This is a genomic window from Nocardioides sp. QY071 (genome assembly GCF_029961765.1).
Classification (GTDB): domain Bacteria; phylum Actinomycetota; class Actinomycetes; order Propionibacteriales; family Nocardioidaceae; genus Nocardioides.
This window is the reverse complement of the sequence record NZ_CP124681.1, coordinates 1,176,833-1,196,185: the sequence shown is the minus strand read 5'-3', so window position 1 is coordinate 1,196,185 and position 19,353 is coordinate 1,176,833. Positions and strand designations below refer to the sequence as shown.

Here is a 19,353-nt window from a genome sequence, read left to right as displayed (position 1 = left end):
GTCAGTGATCGGTGTCGTAGGCCGCCAGCAGGCGGTCCGCCGCCAGCGGCGCGGTGAGCTCGCCGGCCAGCAGCGCCGCGCGTACGTCGGCCTGGACCGCCCGGACGCCGGCGCTGTGCCGCAGCCGCTGGTCCAGCTCGTCGCGGACCAGCGCCCAGGTGAAGTCGAGCTGCTGCTCGGCGCGCTTGTGGGCCAGCCCGTCGGCGCCGAGATGGTCGCGGTGCTTGAGGACCTGGTCCCACACCTCGTCGACGCGGGCGCCGGTGAGGCCGGAGCAGGTGACGACCGGCGGCGCCCACTCGGCGTGGCCGCGGACCAGCCGCAGCGCACCGGCGAGGTCGCGGGCGGCCACCCGGGCCTCCTGCTCGCGGGCGGGGTCGTCGGGATCGGCCTTGTTGACCGCGATCACGTCGGCGATCTCCAAGATCCCCTTCTTGATGCCCTGCAGCTGGTCGCCGGTGCGGGCCAGGGTGAGGAACAAGAAGGTGTCGACCATGCCGGCCACGGTGACCTCGGACTGGCCGACGCCGACGGTCTCGACCAGGACGACGTCGTACCCGGCTGCCTCGAGGACGGCCATCGCCTGCGTGGTGGCGCGGGCGACACCGCCGAGGGTGCCGGCGGACGGTGAGGGCCGGATGAACGCGTTCGGGTGCGCCGACAGCGTGGCCATCCGGGTCTTGTCGCCGAGGACCGAGCCGCCGGTGCGCACCGACGACGGGTCGACGGCGAGCACGCCGACCTTGTGCCCGGCGGCCGTGAGCAGGCCGCCGAGCGCCTCGATGAAGGTCGACTTGCCGACGCCGGGCACGCCCGAGATGCCGACGCGTACGGCGGGCGTCCGGGTCGGGGCGTCGGTGGCCAGAGCCGTCAGCAGCTCACGGGCGGTCCGGCGGTGCCGGGGCGCGGTCGACTCGACCAGCGTGATGGCCCGCGCCATGGTGGCGCGGTGCCCGGCACGCAGGCCGTCGAGCAGGTCGTCGACCTGCATGCTCAGTGCCCGAGGGTCGTCCGCAGCCTCGCCAGCAGGTCGAGCGCGGACTCCGCGATCACCGTGCCGGGGAGGAACACCGCCGCGGCGCCCATCTCCTTGAGGGTGGGGACGTCGTCCGGCGGGATCACGCCTCCGATGACGACCATGATGTCGTCACGGCCCTGCTCGGCCAGCGCCGTCTTCAGCGCGGGCAGCAGGGTGAGGTGGCCCGCGGCGAGCGACGAGACACCGACGATGTGCACGTCGGCGTCGATCGCCTGCTGCGCGACCTCCTCGGGCGTGGAGAACAGCGGGCCCACGTCGACGTCGAAGCCGAGGTCGGCGAAGGCCGACACGACGACCTTCTGGCCGCGGTCGTGGCCGTCCTGGCCCATCTTGGCCACCAGGATGCGGGGCCGGCGGCCCTCCTCCTCGGCGAACTCGTCGGTCGCCTGGCGGGCCTGGGCGACGAGGGTGTCCCCCTCGCCGTCGTTGGCCAGGTCGGCCTCGTCGCGATACACGCCGCTGATCGTACGAATGACCGCCTGGTGGCGCCCGTAGACCTTCTCCATCGCGTCGGAGATCTCACCGACCGTGGCCTTGGCACGGGCGGCGCTGACGGCCAGGTCGAGCAGGTTGCCGTCGCCGCTCTCGGCGCTGCGGGTCAGGGCGTGCAGGGCGGCCTCGACATCGGCGCCGTTGCGCTCGGCACGCAGCCGCTCGAGCTTGGCGACCTGCTGGCGGTAGACCTCGTCGTTGTCGACCTTGAGCACCTCGAGCGGGTCCTCGGCCGGCAGCCGGAAGGTGTTGACGCCGATCACCTTCTGCGAGCCCGAGTCGATCCGCGCCTGGGTGCGGGCGGCGGCCTCCTCGATGCGCATCTTCGGGATGCCCTGCTCGATCGCGGCGGCCATGCCACCGGCGGCCTCGGCCTCCTGGATGTGCGCCCACGCTCGCTCGGCGAGGTCGTGGGTGAGCTTCTCGACGTAGTAGGAGCCGGCCCACGGGTCGATGGAGTACGTCGTACCGCTCTCCTGCTGCAGCAGCAGCTGGGTGTTGCGCGCGATGCGGGCCGAGAAGTCGGTCGGCAGCGCGATCGCCTCGTCCAGGGCGTTGGTGTGCAGCGACTGGGTGTGGCCCTGGGTCGCAGCCATGGCCTCGATCGCGGTGCGCCCGACGTTGTTGAACACGTCCTGCGCCGTCAGCGACCAGCCGGAGGTCTGCGAATGGGTGCGCAGTGACAGCGACTTGGGGTTCTGCGGGTCGAACTGGCGCACCAGCCGGCTCCACAGCGCCCGGGCCGCGCGCATCTTGGCGACCTCCATGTAGAAGTTCATGCCGATCGCCCAGAAGAAGGACAGTCGCGGCGCGAACTGGTCGATGGTCAGGCCCGACTCGAGACCGGCGCGGATGTACTCGACGCCGTCGGCCAGCGTGTAGGCCAGCTCGAGGTCGGCGGTCGCCCCGGCCTCCTGCATGTGGTAGCCGGAGATCGAGATCGAGTTGAACCGCGGCATCCTCTGGCTGGTGTACGCGAAGATGTCGGAGATGATCCGCATCGACGGCGCCGGCGGGTAGATGTAGGTGTTGCGGACCATGAACTCCTTGAGGATGTCGTTCTGGATGGTCCCCGAGAGCTGCTCCGGCTTCACCCCCTGCTCCTCGGCCGCGGCGATGTAGAGCGCGAGCACCGGGAGCACCGCGCCGTTCATCGTCATCGAGACGGACATCTGGTCCAGCGGGATGCCGTCGAACAGGGTGCGGGTGTCGTAGATCGAGTCGATCGCGACACCCGCCATGCCGACGTCGCCGCGCACCCGGGGGTGGTCGGAGTCGTAGCCGCGGTGGGTCGCGAGGTCGAAGGCGACCGACAGGCCCTTCTGCCCGGCCGCGAGGTTGCGGCGGTAGAAGGCGTTGGACTCCTCGGCGGTGGAGAAGCCGGCGTACTGCCGGATCGTCCACGGCTGCGTGGTGTACATCGTCGGGTACGGCCCGCGCAGGAACGGGCTCAGGCCCGGGTAGGTGTCGAGCGCGTCGAGGCCGGCGAGGTCCTCGGGGCCGTACGACGGCGCGATCTCGATGCCCTCGGGGCTCTTCCAGCCCTCGCCCTGCGGCGGGTTGGGCGCGGCGGCCGCGGCCTGGTCGGCAGCGAGCGCCAGGCCCGCGAAGCTCTTCGGAACGCTCATGCCAGCTTCTCCCTCGTGGCGGTCAGGAACGCCAGGGCGTCCACGCCCAGCGCAGCGGCGTCGTCGACCTCCGCGTCCACGGCATCGGGCTTCCCGGCGATGATCACGTGCTGTGCGCCCGCCTCGCGGAGGGCTGCGATCGCGGCGGCACCCCACTCACCGTAGGCGGCGTCGGTGCCGGCGAGGCAGACGACTGGCTGGCCGGCGTACGCGCGGGTGAGGTCCTCGACACCCGCGGTCGCACCGGCGACCTCGACCGCGATGCCGCCGGCGGCGAGCAGGTTGCTCACGAAGGTGGCGCGGGCGGTGTGCTGGGCGATGGTGCCGAGCGTGGCGAGGAAGACCGGCCGGGCGGCCGGCTCGTCGCGCAGTGCCTCGAACGACGCGCCGTAGCGGCGGACCCGGTCGTTGAGCGGGTCGGCGGCGCGCTCGGGCAGGGTCTCGCCGAGGTTCGGGAACTCGCTGACGCCGGTCAGCGGCCGCTTGCGACGGGCGATGTCGGCCTCGCGCTTCTCCACGACGGCGGCGATCCGGGCGCGGAACGGGTCGAAGTCGTGGCCGCCCTCCCACTCGGACTCGAGCTGCTGGAACTCCGCCCAGCCGGCGGCCGCCAGGTCGGCGGTGAGCTGCTCGACGGCGTACGCACCGCCGGCCGGGTCGGCGACCGCGGCGACGTGGGACTCGTCGATGAGCAGGTGGTTGACGTTGCGCGCGATCCGGCGACCGAACCCGTCGGGGCGGCCGTTGGCGCTGTCGAAGGGCAGCACGGTGACCGCGTCGGCGCCACCGACGCCGGCGGCGAAGGCCGCGACGGTGCCGCGCAGCATGTTGACGTAGGGGTCGTACTTGCTGAGCATCGGCCGGCTGGTGACCGCGTGCTGGCGCTGGGCGACCGGCGCCTCGACCCCGCTCAGCTCGAGCACGCGCGCCCACAGCACGCGCGCCGCGCGCAGCTTGGCGATGGTCGGGAACTGCTCGTCGGTGGCGGCGTAGCGGAACTCCACCTGGCCGGCCGCGTCGGCCACGGACAGGCCGTGGTCGGTGAGCCAGCGCAGGTAGGCGACGCCGGCGGCGATCGACCAGCCGAGCTCCTGGGCGTCGCTGGCGCCGAGGTCGTGGGCGGCGGTCGCATCGACGACGATCGCGCGGACGTCGTTCTGGTCGGCCTTGCGGGCCAGCGACTGCAGCTCGGCGACGGCCTCGTCGACCGCCAGCGGGATGTCGCGCAGCATGACGCCGAGCGGGTCGATGCCGAGGTTGCTGTCGGGGTGCTTGGCGCCGGGCAGGGCCAGGAAGGCCTCGGCCACCTTCGTCGTCGCCGACGGGGCATCGAGGACGACGGGGGCCAGGTCGAGCAGCACGTCCTTCAGCGTCGCGGCCACGTCGGTGTCGGCGTCGGCGGCCAGCCACAGGCTGGTCACACCGCCGTCGAGGTCGACCAGCGCCGCCTCGTTGACGAGCTTGGCGTCGGGGCCGGAGACCAGGCTGCGGATGTCCCACGCACCGTGACGCGTGGGACGTACGGCGGTCGCGGGGCCGCCGGGCAGGCCGAGCGGCGTGATGCCGATGCCGTCGAGGGTGGTGCGGGTCAGCTTGTCCCACACGGCGCTGTCGGGGTCGCTGTCGCTGAGCTTGCGCTGTTTGCGCAGCACGGCGGCGGTGGCGGCCTCCCACTCGGCGCGCGTGTGCGCGTCCTCGGGCTGCGCCAGCGTCAGGGGCGAGTCAGTCACAAGCGGCAAGCCTATCCGTGACAGCGCCCCTGTTACCGAGGTGTGAGATATCTCCGGCTACCCGGAGGTAGCCGCAGGCTCACCAAGCACTCGTTAGGTTCTGCCCATGAAGGTGGTCGATCCCGAGGGACGGACGTGGCGGGTCACCCGCCGCTGGCTGCCCTGGCGGCCGCGGCGACCCACCGATGCAGACGCTCGGCTCGCAGCTACAGGGCCCTGTCCCGCCGACCCCCTACGATCCACCGCGTGAAGGTACGTGACCCGGAAGGCGGGACCTGGCGCGTGACCCGGCGTTGGGTGCCGTGGCGCCGACGCCTGCGCTCGGCCGGGACCGGCCCGCTCGACGGGTTGAACGGGCTCGGCGACGACCCGGTGAGCGCGGTCATCGCGATCGTGCTGCTGGTCCTCGCGCTGCCCTTCATCATCCTCGCGCTGTTCGTGGCGTTCGAGTTCGTGCTGCTCCTGCTGCTGATCCCGTTCGCCGCGCTGGCCCGGGTCGCCCTCGGCGCGCACTGGACCATCGAGGCCCGCCGCGGCTTCACGATCTGGTGGGACGCCCCGTCCGGGGACTGGCGCGAGAGCGGCGAGCGGATCCGCGAGGTCGCCCACGCCATCGGGGAGGGCCGGCTGCCTCCGCGGACGGTCGGCGCCGACGACGACGGCGAGTGACTCAGCCTGCGTTCGCCGACCAGTCGGGCAGCTGCTGGAGGGCCCAACGGTTGCCGTCGGGATCGGCGAAGTAGACGAACCGGCCCCACGGCTGGTCGTCGATCGCCGACACGTCGATGCCGCGACCGGCCAGGTCCGCACGGATCGCGTCGGCGTCGGCGACCACCATCTGCAGGTTGTCGAGCGAACCGGGCGTCATGGTGGTCAGGCCCTTGCCGATCGCGATCGAGCAGGCCGAGCCCGGCGGCGTGAGCTGCACGAACCGGACCTCCTCGCTGACGGTGTGGTCGTGGTCGGCGTTGAAGCCGGCGCGCACGTAGAACTCCTTGGCCCGGTCCACGTCGGTCACGGGCACGGCAACCAGCTCGAGCTTCATGTCCATGCCGACCAACCTAGGCGCGAGCACCGACAAGCGTTCGTCCCGACCGTTCACCCCTGCGCCACCCGACCGGTGACGTCTCGACATGTCGGCCGCCCACCGTGGGTGGCATGAGGATCGTCCTGGCCACCGAGTCGTTCTACCCGGCGCTCGACTGCACCACCACGACCCTGAAGGCGACCGTGGACCGCCTGGTCGACCGTGGCCACGTCGTGCAGATCATCGCACCCGGCCCGGGCCTGGCGAGCTACCGCGGCTGCGACGTCGTGCGGGTCCGACCCCTGGAGCCGACCGGCGCCCAGCTGCGCGAGGCGATCGACCGGTTCGCGCCCGACCTGGTCCAGGTCCACTCCCCCCGTGCCGTCGGCCGCAAGGCGCTCAAGCACGCTGCGCGGGCCGGCGTACCGACCCTCGCGGTCGAGCAGTCGCCGGTGCTCGACCTGGCCGCCGACTACTGGCGGGCCAAGGTCGCCGAGCGCGCCGACCGGGTCCTGGTCACCTCACCGTGGATGGTCGGCCGGGCCGCGGAGCTCGGTGTCGAGGCCGCACTCTGGGAGCCGGGCGTCGACCCGCTCGCCTTCACCCCCACGCTGCGCGACCCGTGGCTGCACCAGTCCTGGTCACGCGCGAAGTCCGGCGACGGCCAGGTCGTCGTCGGGTACGTCGGAGGGCTCCACAAGGCGGCCGGCGTACGACGCCTGGCGGCCCTGGCCGAGGTCCCCAGCATCCGCCTGGTCGTGATCGGCGGCGGCCCGGACCGGGAGTGGCTGGCCCGCCGGCTGCCGCAGGCCCGGTTCACCGGCCCGCTCGCGGTGGGCGACCTGACGGTGGCGCTGCCGACCCTCGACGTCCTCGTCCACCCCGGCGAGCACGAGACCGACTGCCATGCACTGCGCGAGGCGGGCGCCTCCGGCGTCCCGGTCGTCGCGCCCCGGGCCGGCGGCGCGCGCGATGTCGTCGAGCACCTGCAGACCGGTGTCCTGTACGACGCCGCAGACCCCCGCGACCTGGTCCGCGCCGTCACCGCGGTGGCCGCCGACCCGCACCGTCACCTGCTCGGTGCGGCCGGCCGGGAGCGGGCGCTGCGTCGTACCTGGGCCGACGCGGTCGACGACCTGGTCTCCTCGGCGTACCCGCTGCCGGCGCCGGTCGTGGCCTGAGCCTCAGCCGGTATGCGGGCTCAGGCCACGATCCCGACGACCAGGTTGATGGTGGTCGCGATGATCGCCGCCCCGAAGACGTACGACGCCAGGCAGTGCCGCAGCACCACCGCGCGGATCGCGCCGTTCTGCACGGCCGTGTCGGAGACCTGGTAGGTCATGCCGAGGTTGTAGCTGAAGTAGAGGAAGTCCCGGAACGCCGGCGGCTCGGTGCTGTTGAAGTCGATCCCGCCCGGAGTGTCGGAGTAGTAGAGGTGGGCGTACCGGGTCGCGTACATCAGGTGCAGCGACGCCCAGGCCGCGAACACCCCGCCCAGCGCCACGGCGGCGTCTGCTCGTCCGGCGACCGTGCTGCCGCCGACGAGCAGCAACGCGACCACGCCGCCGAGACCGCCGAGCGCGGCCGCGCCGACCACGACCTCGTCGACACCGGGCGTGAGGTCCTCGTGGGTCGCGTTGACCCGCGTCGCGTCGGCGTCCATCGGCCACAGCACGACCCAGCCGAACACGACGTAGACCGCACCGGCGACGGCGATCGCCAGCAGTACGGCGAGCTGGGCCTCCACCAGCGAGCCGAGGAGGGCGGCCACGGCGCCGGCGCCGACCGCCGACAGCAGCCGCGGCCACGCGGTGGCGATCAGGGGCGGGCGCTTCACACGCCCGACACAAGGGCGCGGCCGGGCCGTAGGGTGACCGCCATGCTGCTGCGCCGCTTGGAGTACCTCGCCGCGCTGGCGCGTGAGGGCCACTTCGGCCGGGCTGCGGAGGCCTGCCACGTGACCCAGCCGGCGCTGTCCGCCGGGATCCGCAAGCTCGAGCAGGAGCTCGGCGTCCAGATCGTCAAGCGGGCCCAGCGGTTCGAGGGGTTCACGTCCGAGGGCGTGCAGGTCCTGCACTGGGCCCAGCGGATGCTGGCCGAGCGGGAGTCGCTGGACCAGACGATCGCCTCGATGCGCGGCGGCCTGACCGGCACCCTGCGGATGGGCGCGATCCCGACGGCGCTGAGCGTCGCGTCGCTGCTCACCACCCCGATGCGCGAGCGGCACCCGTTGACGACCTTCCTGTTGCTGTCGATGTCCTCGCGCGACATCGTGCGCCGCCTCAACGACTTCGACATCGACGTCGGGATGACGTACGTCGACGGCGAGCCCCTCGGCCGGGTGCGCGTCGTCCCGCTCTACCGCGAGCGCTACCTGTTCCTGACCCCGACCGACGGCGAGCACGGCGCCGCGGAGGCGGTGACCTGGCTCGACGCCGCCCGCTCGCCGCTGTGCCTGCTGACCGGAGACATGCAGAACCGCCGGATCATCGACGGCCACCTCGCCGACACCGGCGTCGACAGCAATGTCGTGGTCGAGACCGACACGGTCTCGGCGGTCTACGCGCACGTCGCGTCGATGGGCCTGTCGAGCGTGGTGCCGCATGCCTGGCTGCCGACCTTCGGGGTGCCCGAGGGGCTGCGCGCGATCCCGCTGCCGAAGCCGCGTCGTACCCACCAGGTCGGGCTGGTGCTGGCCGGCCACGGGCCGGAGTCGCTGCTGGCCCGGGCCCTGGTCGACACCGCCCGCGCGCTCAAGCTGTTCAGCCCGTGACCGGCTGCGGCGCGGCCCGATGCCCTCGCACGAGCGCCGCGGCCGCGACCCCGGCGGCGACGCCGATCACGGTGTCGACACCGCGGGCGAGCAGCAGGTCGACCGGGTCCGAGGGCGCCGCCAGCTCCGTCATGATCATGATCAGCGGCGTGAAGAAGCCCAGCGCCAGCCCGTAGTGCCGGGCCATGAAGAGCTCGGTCGGGAACAGCAGCACGACCACCACGACGGCGAGGACCTCCGGCCGCGGCTCCGGAAGCAGCACGACCGCGGTGACGACGAGGCCGGCGAAGGTGCCCGCGATCCGGTGCGCGGCACGGTCGAGCACCGCGCCCAGGTCCGGCGTCTCCCCCGCCGTCACGATCGCCAGTGGTACGGCGGCCGCCGTCATCGCCCAGTTCGCGTGGTCGATGCCCAGGCCGATGCCCACGACGCCGGCCACCGCGGTCGCCAGCAGGTAGCGACCGGCCTGCCGCACGGCGCCCACGGGCAGGCCGTCGGGACGCCGGGCGGGCGCCGGCCGCTCCGCACGGTCGGCGACGCCGAGGGCCAGGCACCAGGCCGCCGTACCGGCGCAGATGAGGACCGCGCCGACCGGGCTGACCAGGTCGGCACTCACCGACGCCGTCGCGCCGAGCGCGAAGATGCCGAAGAACGGGCCGCCGGGGCGCAGGCCGAGGCCGTCGGTCACGAGCGAGCCGAGGGTCGCGAACGCGGTGACGGCGGCGACCAGCACGGCCGGCCCGGCGCCGCTCGCCGAGAGCAGCGCGCCGAGGCCGACGCCGGTGACCAGCATCCCGGCGCCGTGGAACTGGTGCCGCAGCCGCTCCGCGCGCCCCTCCAGGCGGCCGTACATTCCGGCGAACGACCCGAAGGCGGCGTACATCACCAGCTCGGGGCGCCCCAGCGCGAGCAGGACGAGGCCGGGGACGAGCAGTCCCAGCGCGACCCGCGCCGCGTGGCGCCGGTCAGCTGGAGCCGGCAACGCGCTCCAACCGCACGATCACGCCCTTCGACGTGGGCGTGTTGCTGACCTCCGCCACGCTGTCCAGCGGGACGAGCACGTTGGTCTCGGGGTAGTAGGACGCCGCCGAGCCGCGCGCCGCCGGATAGGCGACGACCCGGAAGCCCTCGGCGCGCCGCTCGCTGCCGTCGGTCCAGATGCTCACGATGTCGACCAGGTCGCGATCGGCCAGGCCGAGCTCGGCGATGTCGTCGGGGTTGACCATCACGATCCGGCGGGCGTCGTGGATGCCGCGGTAGCGGTCGTTCATGGCGTAGGGGATGGTGTTCCACTGGTCGTGCGAGCGCAGGCTCTGCAGCACCAGGTGGCCCGGCGGCGCGGCGATCATGTCGAGGTCGTTGCAGGTGAAGACCGCCTTGCCGCTGGGCGTCGGGAAGCGGCCCTCGTTGACCGGGTTGGGCAGCCGGAAGCCGCCGGGTACGGCGACCCGGGCGTTGAAGTCGTCGAAGCCGGGCACGACGCGGGCGATCCGGTCGCGGACCAGGGCGTAGTCGGCCTCGAAGTCCTCCCACGGGATGGCGCCGCCCTCACCGAGGGTGCGCCGGGCCAGCCGGGTGATGATCGCGACCTCGCTGAGCAGGTCGGGCGAGGCGGGGTCGAGCCGGCCGCGGGACTGGTGCACCTCGCTCATCGAGTCCTCGACGGTCACGAACTGCTCGCCGGTGGCCTGGACGTCGCGGTCGCTGCGCCCCAGCGTCGGCAGGATCAGCGCGGTCTCGCCGCACACCGTGTGGGAGCGGTTGAGCTTGGTGGAGATCTGCACGGTCAGCCGGCACGAGCGCAGGGCGGCCTCCGTGACGTCGCTGTCGGACATGGCGCGCACGAAGTTGCCGGCCACGCCGACGAAGACCCTGGCCCGGCCGTCGCGCATCGCTCGGACGCCCTCGACCGAGTCGAAGCCGTGGTGGCGCGGCGGCTCGAAGGAGAACTCGGTGCCCAGCGCGTCGAGGAAGCTGTCGGGCACCCGCTCCCAGATGCCCATGGTCCGGTCGCCCTGGACGTTGCTGTGCCCGCGCACCGGGCAGACTCCGGCGCCGGGGCGGCCCAGGTTGCCACGCAGCAGCAGGAAGCTGACCAGCTCTCGGATGGTGGGGACGCCGTGCCTGTGCTGGGTCAGGCCCATCGCCCAGCACACGATGACCTTGCCGGCGGCGAGCACCTCGCGGTGGACGCCCTCGATCTCCTCACGGGTCAGTCCGGTCGCCTCGAGCACGTGCTCCCAGGTGACCGCGCGGGTGTGGGCCGCGAACTCCTCGAAGCCGGTCGTGTGGGCCGCGATGTAGTCGTGGTCCAGCACGGTGCCGGGTGCGGCGTCCTCGGCCTCGAGCAGCAGCCGGTTGAGCATCTGGAAGAGCGCCAGGTCGCCGCCGGGGCGGATCTTCACGAAGACGTCGGCGATCGGCGTACCCCTGCCGATGACGCCGCTGGGCTTCTGCGGGTTCTTGAACCGGATCAGGCCGGCCTCGGGCAGCGGGTTGACCGCGATCACGCGACCGCCGTTGCGCTTGGTCTCCTCGAGGGCCGAGAGCATCCGCGGGTGGTTGGTGCCGGGGTTCTGGCCGACGACGAAGACCAGGTCGGACTCGTGGATGTCGTCGAGCGAGACGCTGCCCTTGCCGATTCCGAGGGTCTCCCCCAGGCCGGATCCGCTCGACTCGTGGCACATGTTCGAGCAGTCGGGCAGGTTGTTGGTGCCGTAGGCACGGGAGAACAGCTGGAGCAGGAACGCGGCCTCGTTGTTGAGCCGGCCCGAGGTGTAGAACATCGCCTCGTCGGGCGAGGCCAGGGCGTTGAGCTCGTCGGCGACCAGGCCGAGCGCGTCATCCCAGCTGATCGGCTCGTAGTGGGTCGCACCGGGACGCTTCACCATCGGCTCGGTCAGCCGGCCCTGGTGGTTGAGCCACATGTCCGACTTCGTGTCGAGCTCGGCGACGGAGTGCTCGGCGAAGAACTCGCGGGTCACCCGCCGGGTGGTCGCCTCGTCGTTGACGTGCTTGGCGCCGTTCTCGCAGTACTCGTTCTTGTGCCGGTGCTTGGGGTCCGGCCACGCGCAGCCCGGGCAGTCGATGCCCTCGGCCTGGTTGAGGCTGAGCAGGGTGAGCATGGTGCGCTTCGGCCCGGCCTGGGCCAGGGAGTAGTCCATCGCGTGCGCGACGGCAGGGACACCGGCGGCGTACGTCTTCGGCGGGGTGACCCTGAGGTCGTCCTGGGGGTCAGCGTCCGGCCGCGTCTTGCTCACCCTTGCAGGGTCCCGCGCCTCCCCGGCTCCGTCAAACATCATTCCGCCATGGCTTGATAAACAACGGTGATCGTCCTCCCTCTGGTCGACAGGGACTGCTTCCACGAGGATCGACGGGTGCCCACTCCTCAAGCAGTCCTCGCACCGCTGACCGAGTCCGCGATCTTCCTGACACTCACCCTCGACCCCGGCACCGGGGAGGCCGGCGCCGTGACCGTGCGCCAGCTCCTCGCCGACGTCAGCGGCCTGCGCCGCTCGGTCGGCTTCCGGATCCCCGAGGGCGAGCTGACCTGTGTCGTCGGGATCGGCGCCGAGGCCTGGGACCGGCTGCTCACCGCCCCGCGGCCGGCCCACCTGCACCCGTTCCGCGAGGTCACCGGCGAGCGCCACCACGCCCCGGCCACACCCGGCGACCTCTTCTTCCACCTGCGGGCACACCGGATGGACCTGTGCTTCGAGCTCGCCCAGCACCTCACCGACCGGCTGGCCGGCGTGGGGAAGGTCGTCGACGAGGTGCACGGCTTCCGCTCGTTCGACCAGCGCGACATGCTCGGCTTCGTCGACGGCACCGAGAACCCCGAGGGTCCCGAGAAGGACGCCGCCGTGCTGATCGGCGACGAGGACCCGACGTACGCCGGCGGGAGCTACGTCATCACCCAGAAGTACCTGCACGACCTGACCGCCTGGGGCGCCCTGTCCGTCGAGGACCAGGAGCGCGCGATCGGCCGCTCCAAGCTCTCCGACGTGGAGATGGCCGACGACGTGAAGCCGGCCAACTCCCACGTCGCCCTCAACACCATCGTCGACGCGGACGGCACCGAGCGCGCGATCCTGCGCGACAACATGCCCTTCGGCCGGGTCGGCGCAGCCGAGTTCGGCACCTACTTCATCGGCTACGCCAACGACCCCGGCGTCACCGAGCTGATGCTGACGAACATGTTCGTCGGCCGCCCGCCCGGCAACCACGACCGGATCCTCGACTTCTCGACCGCCGTCACCGGCACCCTCTTCTTCGTCCCGACGAGCGACTTCCTGGACGACATCACCGGCTAGTTCTGCCAAGACACGCCGCGGGTAAGGCTTGCCTTACGTGCATATCTCACATGATCCCGGTCACCTACTGGTCAGTAGCGGGAGTAGCGTGGCCCCCCGTGGCATCGACGACGCGTCCTCAACTGGTGAAGGGCAGTCGTGCAGCACGCACGACCATCGCCCTGAAATTGCTCATGGCTGTGAGTGGCCTGCTGTTCATCGGCTTCGTGCTGGGACACATGTACGGCAACCTCAAGGCCTTCTCAGGGCGGGAGGCGTTCAACCACTACGCCGAGCACCTGCGTGAGCTCGGGGAGCCGATGCTCCCCCACGAGGGCTTCCTGTGGATCATGCGCGTCGGCCTCATCGTCGCCGTCATCGTCCACATCGCGTGCGCGGCGATCCTCGCCAGCCGCGCCGCCAAGGCCCGCCCGGTGAAGTACGTCGCCAAGAAGAACGTCGGCTCGTCGATCTCCTCGCGCACCATGCGCTGGGGCGGCGTCACGATCCTCGTCTTCATCGTCTGGCACCTGCTCAACTTCACGATCGTCAAGATCAACCCGAGCAACGGCGACACCGGCGGCCACGACCCGTACTCCCTGGTCGTCGACACCTTCGACCTGTGGTGGATGACGATCATCTACCTGCTGGCGATGGTCGCCCTCGGCCTCCACCTGCACCACGGCACGTTCAGCTCGCTGCAGACGCTGGGCTTCACCAACTCGGCCACGTCGCGGGCCCGCGCCCGCGCGGCCGGCTGGGTCGTCGCCATCGTCGTCGCCGGCGGCTTCTCGCTGGTCCCGCTGTCCGTGCTCGTCGGCATCATCGAGAAGTAAGGGGCCAACGAACATGGCTGCAGGAACCCACTACCTCCCCGGTCTGACCGAGACCAACCAGCCGTCGGTCCAGACCTCCGACGACGCCGCGGGCTTCTACGAGCTCGGCGAGAAGATCGTCGACACCCACGCGCCCACCGGCCCGATCGCCGAGCGCTGGACGACCCGCAAGTTCGAGAACCGCCTGGTCAACCCGGCCAACCGCCGCAAGCTCGACATCATCATCGTCGGCACCGGCCTCGCCGGTGGCGCCGCCGCCGCCACGCTCGGCGAGGCCGGCTACAACGTGAAGTCGTTCTGCTACCAGGACTCCCCGCGCCGGGCGCACTCGATCGCCGCCCAGGGTGGCATCAACGCGGCCAAGAACTACCGCGAGGACGGCGACTCGACGTACCGCCTCTTCTACGACACCGTGAAGGGCGGCGACTACCGCTCGCGCGAGTCGAACGTCTACCGCCTCGCCGAGGTCTCGGCCAACATCATCGACCAGTGCGTCGCGCAGGGCGTCCCGTTCGCCCGCGAGTACGGCGGCCTCCTCGACAACCGCTCGTTCGGTGGCGTGCAGGTCTCCCGCACGTTCTACGCCCGCGGCCAGACGGGCCAGCAGCTGCTCATCGGCGCCTACCAGGCCATGGAGCGCCAGGTCGCGGCCGGCACCGTCGAGCAGTTCACCCGCCACGAGATGCTCGACCTGATCGTCATCGACGGCAAGGCCCGCGGCATCGTCGCCCGCGACATGGTCACCGGCGACATCGAGACCCACCTCGCCGACGTCGTCGTGCTCGCCTCCGGCGGCTACGGCAACGTCTTCTACCTGTCGACCAACGCGATGGGCTCGAACGTGATGGCGGCGTGGCGTGCGCACCGCAAGGGCGCCTACATGGCCAACCCCTGCTACACGCAGATCCACCCGACCTGCATCCCGATCTCGGGCGCGCACCAGTCGAAGCTGACCCTGATGTCCGAGTCGCTGCGCAACGACGGCCGGATCTGGGTGCCGAAGAAGGTCGAGGACTGCGAGAAGGACCCGCGCGACATCCCCGAGGAGGACCGCGACTACTACCTCGAGCGCATCTACCCGTCGTTCGGCAACCTGGTCCCCCGTGACATCGCGTCGCGTGCGGCCAAGTACATGTGCGACGAGGGTCGCGGCGTCGGTCCCGCGATCGAGGAGCAGCAGCCCGACGGCACCACCAAGATGGTCCGCCGCGGCGTCTACCTCGACTTCGCCGACGCGATCAAGCGCCTCGGCAAGGACGGCGTCGAGGAGAAGTACGACAACCTCCTCGACATGTACGAGCGGATCACGGGCGAGAACCCCTACGAGGTGCCGATGCGCATCTACCCCGCCGTGCACTACGTCATGGGCGGCCTGTGGGTCGACTACGAGCTCCGCTCCAACATCGACGGCCTGTTCGTGACCGGAGAGGCAAACTTCTCCGACCACGGCGCCAACCGCCTCGGCGCCTCGGCGCTGATGCAGGGCCTCGCCGACGGCTACTTCGTGCTTCCGAACACCATCCGCGAGTACCTCGCCGACGGCCCGTTCGAGAAGATCGACGACAGCCACCCCGAGGTCAAGGCCGCGCTGGACGCCGTCAACGAGCGCGTCGCCAAGCTGATGTCGATCAACGGCAGCCGCTCGGTCGAGTCGATCCACAAGGAGCTCGGCTCCATCATGTGGGAGTACTGCGGCATGGAGCGCACCGAGGAGGGCCTCAAGCTCGCGATCGAGAAGATCAAGGCGCTCCGCAAGGAGTTCTGGACCAACGTGCGCGTGCTCGGCTCCCCCGACTCGCTCAACCAGGACCTCGAGAAGGCCAACCGCGTCGCCGACTTCATCGAGCTCGGCGAGCTCATGTGCATCGACGCGCTCAACCGCCGCGAGTCCTGCGGCGGCCACTTCCGTGCCGAGTCGCAGACCGAGGACGGCGAGGCGCTGCGCCACGACGACGAGTTCGCGTACGTCGCGGCCTGGGAGTGGGGCGGCGACTCCAACGAGGGCGGCAAGCCGGTCCTGCACAAGGAAGACCTCATCTACACCGCTATCGAGCTCAAGCAGAGGAGCTACAAGTGAAGGTCACGCTCAAGGTCTGGCGTCAGGAGAACGCCGCCGCCAAGGGTGCGATGCACACCTACGAGCTCGACGGCGTCTCCTCCGACATGTCCTTCCTGGAGATGCTCGACCTGCTCAACGAGCAGCTCGTCACCAGCGGCGAGGAGCCGGTCGCGTTCGACAGCGACTGTCGTGAGGGCATCTGCGGCATGTGCTCGCTGATGATCAACGGCCAGGCGCACGGCCCGGAGGTCACCACGACCTGCCAGCTGCACATGCGCTCGTTCAACGACGGCGACACGATCACCATCGAGCCGTGGCGTGCCGAGCCGTTCCCGGTGCTCAAGGACCTGGTCGTCGACCGCTCGGCGTTCGACCGGATCATCCAGGCCGGCGGCTACATCTCGGCCAACACCGGCTCGGCCCCCGAGGCCAACTCGGTGCCGGCGCCGCGCGACAAGGCGATGCGGGCGTTCAACGTCGCGACCTGCATCGGCTGTGGCGGTTGCGTCGCCGCGTGCCCCAACGGCTCCGCCTCGCTGTTCCTGGGTGCCAAGATCACCCACCTCGGCGAGCTGCCGCAGGGCCAGCCGGAGCGCTGGTCGCGCGTGGTCGACATGGTCGGCCAGCACGACCACGAGGGCTTCGGTGGCTGCACCAACATCGGTGAGTGCGCCGCGGCGTGCCCGAAGGAGATCCCGCTCGACGTGATCTCCCAGCTCAACAAGGACCTGCGCACCGCGCTGAAGAACGGTCACTGACCCGGCTCCAACTGGCGTCGGATCCGCGCCGACCCGGCAGAGAGTGTCTCCGAGGAGACCACTTTCTGCCGGGTCGGCGTGTTTTTCGGGTCACCAGGCGCCGGGTCGGCGGGGCTGGCACGATTCGGCTGTGGGGGTCAGGTGGCTGCAGGAGCGGCACGCGCTGCACATGGGGCGCTGGATGCTCGAGTTCGACCAGCCGGACGCCGAGCGCGAGTTCCGTGCGTACGACGACGCGGCCGGCCAGCGCCAGGCCCGGATCGCCGTGTGGGTTGCCGTCTTCTTCGTCGTCGTCTACGGCGGCATCGACTTCCTCGTGGTCGGCTCCGGCGATGCCGGGGCTGCCGCGGTGGTCCGCTTCGCCGTGGCCACCCCCGCCCTGCTGGCGGCCGCCGTGCTCGTGCGCCGGGCGTCCTTCGTGGCCCGCCACCTCCAGCTGTGCTCGGTGCTCCTGGCCGGGTTCGTCATGGTGCTGCTCGGCAGCGTCCTGGCGCGTACGGCGGACCTGCCCGCGACGTACGTCCACACCTCCGGGACGGTGACCCTGATCGGCGCGATCGGGCTGCTGCGGCTGCGGATGCACGCCACGATGGCGGCCGTCGCGATCTACGCCGTCGTCAGCCTCACGCTCCCCCGCGGGTCCGACCAGCTCGAGACGATCATCGCGCCGACCATCGGGCTGAGCACGATCGCTGTCATCGTCGGCTACGCGCTCGAGCGGCTGCGGCGCACGGCCTTCGAGCGGCAGCGCGAGGTCGAGCTGGAGCGTGCCCGCTCCGAGGAGCTGCTGTTCAACGTGCTCCCGGTGCCGATCGCCCAGCGGCTGCGCACCGAGCGCGGCGCGATCGCCGACTCGGCACCCGACGTCAGCGTGCTGTTCTCCGACATCGTCGGCTTCACGCCGGTCTCGGAGGCGCTGAGCGCCGAGGAGCTGGTGGTCCTGCTGGACACGATGTTCCGGGAGTTCGACGCACTGTGCGACCTCCGCGGCATCGAGAAGATCAAGACCGTCGGCGACGCTTACATGGCCGTCGCCGGGCTGCCGGTGCCCGACGAGAACCACGCCGCGTCGCTCGCCGAGCTCGCGCTCGACATGCAGCGCACGCTGACCCGGCTCTCACCGTCGTGGCCGAGCCCGATCGCGATGCGGATCGGGATCGCGTCCGGACCTGTCGTCGCGGGCGTGATCGGACAGCGCAAGTTCACCTACGACCTGTGGGGCGACACGGTCAACACCGCAAGCCGGATGGAGTCCCACGGCCGGCCGCACCGGATCCAGGTCTCCGCGGCGACCCACGCGCTGCTGGAGGACCGCTACATGTTCAGCGACCCGCAGGTGATCGACGTCAAGGGCAAGGGCCCGATGACGACGTACTTCCTGCTGGGTGCCTTCGCCTGAGGCCGTCCGGGCTCAGCCGTCCTTCGAGGCGCGCAGCGCCTTCCAGCCCAGCGAGCCGAGGAGGCCGGCGATCACGAAGTTCACAACGATCAGCACGGTGTGGGCCACCCAGTAGCCGGTCGCGCGGTCCTCCCCCGCGTCGTACGCGTGGTAGAGGTTCTTGGCGAAGTTGCCGAAGGAGAAGACGTTCCAGGCCGCGACGGCGAGGAGCAGGATGGCGTGCTTGCGCTCGAACTTCACCTGCTCATTCTCCCAGACCGTGGGGTACGACGACCCACCCGGGCGACCAGCGCCCCCGCGACGCCGCCGGCGGCGAACGCGAGCAGGCTCGGCGCTCGCGGGCCGGGGGCCTCGCCGCCGTCGGCGGCCTCGGCGGTGTCAGTCGCGCGGGGCGAGTTGGCAGCCGCGATCGCCGCGGCGGCGGGGACCGGCGCCGGCGGGCGCTCGGCCAACGGGCTGGTCTGGGCCCAGGCGGCGGCGTACAGGATCACCCGCGAGAAGTAGTTGATCCACACCAGCAGGATCAGCGCGATGCCGAAGGCCTGGAAGGCCGGCTGGCCGCGGGTGCTGGTGAGCAACAGCCCGGACAGCTGCTTGAGCACCTCGAAGCCGAGCGCGCCCAGCACGGCGCCCGACCAGAGCGCCCGGTCCGGAATCGACGGGCGCACCAGCAGCCGGAACATCATGAAGAAGAGCACGGCCGAGGCGGCCAGGCCGAGCAGCACCGCGAGCACGGCCACCAGCCAGCCGAGCCGCGCGCCGATCCCGACCATGTCGAGCAGGGCGCGGGAGAAACGGGTGAGGACCGCGGAGGCGATCACGCTGGTGAACAGCACCGCGCCGAGAACGGCGAGGGTGACCAGGTCGCGCACCTTGCCGATGACGAAGTTCGGGCGCAGCCGGGTGGGCATCTCGAAGAGCACGGTCAGCGCCGACTGGACCGAGGACAGCCAACCCAGCCCGGCGTACAGCACACCGACCAGGCCGATGACCCCCACCGTCCCGGCGGCATCCTGGATGTCGGTGAGGTCGACCTGCCCGTCGCCGCTGCCGACCAGGCCGGGCAGCACCTCGTCGATGGCCTTGACGAGGGTGTCCTGGGCGTCGGGGTAGACGTGGGCGATCCAGCCGACCACGAAGAAGGCCAGGGCCAGGATCGGGAAGACGGACAGGAAGCCGAAGTACGTGACGCCACCTGCCTGCTGACTGCCCTGCACGGCGCTGTAGTGCTCCTGGGTGCGCACGGCATGGTCGACCAGTGGCCACCGGTCACGGAGCTCGGTGACCTTCGCCTTGACACGTTCGACGAGCTTCATGGGA

Annotated in this window: 17 protein-coding genes; 8 read left to right on the top strand and 9 right to left on the bottom strand. The window is 71.2% G+C overall.

All coding sequences use genetic code 11. The annotated features are described in order from the left end of the window. Position 1: 1 nt before the first annotated feature. The 3 genes from meaB to QI633_RS05620 are packed head-to-tail and all read right to left on the bottom strand — an operon-like array spanning position 2 to position 4,889. The gene (gene meaB, locus QI633_RS05630; protein WP_141800034.1) at positions 2-991 is read right to left on the bottom strand and encodes a methylmalonyl Co-A mutase-associated GTPase MeaB; all 990 of its coding nucleotides are present in this window, start codon (positions 989-991) and stop codon (positions 2-4) included. Positions 992-993: 2 nt separating this feature from the next. Further along, the gene (gene scpA / locus QI633_RS05625) at positions 994-3,159 is read right to left on the bottom strand and encodes a methylmalonyl-CoA mutase (RefSeq protein ID WP_141800035.1); all 2,166 of its coding nucleotides are present in this window, start codon (positions 3,157-3,159) and stop codon (positions 994-996) included. After that, entirely contained in the window at positions 3,156-4,889 is a 1,734-nt protein-coding gene (locus QI633_RS05620; RefSeq protein ID WP_260806186.1) for a methylmalonyl-CoA mutase family protein, read from the bottom strand. Before QI633_RS05620 ends, scpA begins: the two co-directional genes overlap by 4 nt. 246 nt (positions 4,890-5,135) lie before the next feature. Here QI633_RS05620 and QI633_RS05615 point away from each other — a divergent pair, with 246 nt between their 5' ends. Then, the gene (locus QI633_RS05615) at positions 5,136-5,558 is read left to right on the top strand and encodes a hypothetical protein (RefSeq protein ID WP_282428371.1); all 423 of its coding nucleotides are present in this window, start codon (positions 5,136-5,138) and stop codon (positions 5,556-5,558) included. A gap of 1 nt (position 5,559) precedes the next feature. On the opposite strand, the gene QI633_RS05610 is transcribed toward QI633_RS05615, so the two are convergent. Continuing rightward, complete coding sequence (locus QI633_RS05610; RefSeq protein WP_282428370.1) at positions 5,560-5,940, bottom strand: VOC family protein; 381 nt, start codon at positions 5,938-5,940, stop codon at positions 5,560-5,562. 107 nt (positions 5,941-6,047) lie between these two features. Between QI633_RS05610 and QI633_RS05605 the strand changes: the two genes are divergently transcribed. Next, the gene (locus tag QI633_RS05605; protein WP_282428369.1) at positions 6,048-7,097 is read left to right on the top strand and encodes a glycosyltransferase; all 1,050 of its coding nucleotides are present in this window, start codon (positions 6,048-6,050) and stop codon (positions 7,095-7,097) included. A 20-nt stretch (positions 7,098-7,117) separates the two neighbouring features. Here QI633_RS05605 and QI633_RS05600 read toward each other — a convergent pair whose 3' ends face one another. Next, positions 7,118-7,753 carry a DUF1345 domain-containing protein gene (locus QI633_RS05600; RefSeq protein ID WP_141800041.1) on the bottom strand — a complete coding sequence of 212 codons (636 nt, stop codon included), beginning with the start codon at positions 7,751-7,753 and terminating at the stop codon, positions 7,118-7,120. A 42-nt stretch (positions 7,754-7,795) separates the two neighbouring features. Between QI633_RS05600 and QI633_RS05595 the strand changes: the two genes are divergently transcribed. After that, positions 7,796-8,689, top strand: coding sequence for a LysR family transcriptional regulator (locus QI633_RS05595; RefSeq protein WP_282428368.1), 894 nt, complete (start codon positions 7,796-7,798; stop codon positions 8,687-8,689). On the opposite strand, the gene QI633_RS05590 is transcribed toward QI633_RS05595, so the two are convergent. Both QI633_RS05590 and QI633_RS05585 read right to left on the bottom strand, forming a co-directional pair. Beyond that, complete coding sequence (locus QI633_RS05590; RefSeq protein ID WP_282428367.1) at positions 8,679-9,671, bottom strand: FUSC family protein; 993 nt, start codon at positions 9,669-9,671, stop codon at positions 8,679-8,681. The two genes, QI633_RS05595 and QI633_RS05590, sit on opposite strands and share 11 nt — an antisense overlap. Next, positions 9,655-11,949, bottom strand: a complete 2,295-nt coding sequence (locus tag QI633_RS05585) for an FdhF/YdeP family oxidoreductase (protein ID WP_282428366.1) — start codon at positions 11,947-11,949, stop codon at positions 9,655-9,657. The genes QI633_RS05590 and QI633_RS05585 overlap by 17 nt, the downstream gene beginning before the upstream one ends. A 117-nt stretch (positions 11,950-12,066) precedes the next feature. On the opposite strand from QI633_RS05585, the gene QI633_RS05580 reads away from it, so the two are divergent. The 5 genes from QI633_RS05580 (at position 12,067) to QI633_RS05560 (ending at position 18,033) form a co-directional block, all read left to right on the top strand. Continuing rightward, entirely contained in the window at positions 12,067-13,002 is a 936-nt protein-coding gene (locus tag QI633_RS05580) for a Dyp-type peroxidase (protein WP_282428365.1), read from the top strand. Between the two features lie 50 nt (positions 13,003-13,052). Continuing rightward, positions 13,053-13,817, top strand: coding sequence for a succinate dehydrogenase cytochrome b subunit (locus QI633_RS05575; protein WP_141800045.1), 765 nt, complete (start codon positions 13,053-13,055; stop codon positions 13,815-13,817). 13 nt (positions 13,818-13,830) lie between these two features. Continuing rightward, positions 13,831-15,894 carry a fumarate reductase/succinate dehydrogenase flavoprotein subunit gene (locus QI633_RS05570; RefSeq protein WP_141800046.1) on the top strand — a complete coding sequence of 688 codons (2,064 nt, stop codon included), beginning with the start codon at positions 13,831-13,833 and terminating at the stop codon, positions 15,892-15,894. Beyond that, the gene (locus QI633_RS05565; protein WP_141800047.1) at positions 15,891-16,634 is read left to right on the top strand and encodes a succinate dehydrogenase/fumarate reductase iron-sulfur subunit; all 744 of its coding nucleotides are present in this window, start codon (positions 15,891-15,893) and stop codon (positions 16,632-16,634) included. The genes QI633_RS05570 and QI633_RS05565 overlap by 4 nt, the downstream gene beginning before the upstream one ends. A 130-nt stretch (positions 16,635-16,764) precedes the next feature. Next, positions 16,765-18,033: an adenylate/guanylate cyclase domain-containing protein gene (locus QI633_RS05560; RefSeq protein WP_141800048.1), complete on the top strand. Its 1,269-nt coding sequence runs from the start codon at positions 16,765-16,767 to the stop codon at positions 18,031-18,033. Between the two features lie 12 nt (positions 18,034-18,045). Here QI633_RS05560 and QI633_RS05555 read toward each other — a convergent pair whose 3' ends face one another. Beyond that, positions 18,046-18,273: a hypothetical protein gene (locus tag QI633_RS05555; RefSeq protein ID WP_141800049.1), complete on the bottom strand. Its 228-nt coding sequence runs from the start codon at positions 18,271-18,273 to the stop codon at positions 18,046-18,048. Further along, positions 18,270-19,349, bottom strand: a complete 1,080-nt coding sequence (locus QI633_RS05550; RefSeq protein WP_282428364.1) for a YihY/virulence factor BrkB family protein — start codon at positions 19,347-19,349, stop codon at positions 18,270-18,272. Before QI633_RS05550 ends, QI633_RS05555 begins: the two co-directional genes overlap by 4 nt. Positions 19,350-19,353: the final 4 nt, after the last annotated feature.

Coding starts and splice junctions, on each gene's coding strand:
- meaB (WP_141800034.1), bottom strand. CDS start 991: ATGCAGGTCGACGACCTGCTCGACGGCCTGCGTGCCGGGCACCGCGCC.
- scpA (WP_141800035.1), bottom strand. CDS start 3,159: ATGAGCGTTCCGAAGAGCTTCGCGGGCCTGGCGCTCGCTGCCGACCAG.
- QI633_RS05610 (WP_282428370.1), bottom strand. CDS start 5,940: ATGGACATGAAGCTCGAGCTGGTTGCCGTGCCCGTGACCGACGTGGAC.
- QI633_RS05605 (WP_282428369.1), top strand. CDS start 6,048: ATGAGGATCGTCCTGGCCACCGAGTCGTTCTACCCGGCGCTCGACTGC.
- QI633_RS05595 (WP_282428368.1), top strand. CDS start 7,796: ATGCTGCTGCGCCGCTTGGAGTACCTCGCCGCGCTGGCGCGTGAGGGC.
- QI633_RS05575 (WP_141800045.1), top strand. CDS start 13,053: ATGATCCCGGTCACCTACTGGTCAGTAGCGGGAGTAGCGTGGCCCCCC.
- QI633_RS05570 (WP_141800046.1), top strand. CDS start 13,831: ATGGCTGCAGGAACCCACTACCTCCCCGGTCTGACCGAGACCAACCAG.
- QI633_RS05550 (WP_282428364.1), bottom strand. CDS start 19,349: ATGAAGCTCGTCGAACGTGTCAAGGCGAAGGTCACCGAGCTCCGTGAC.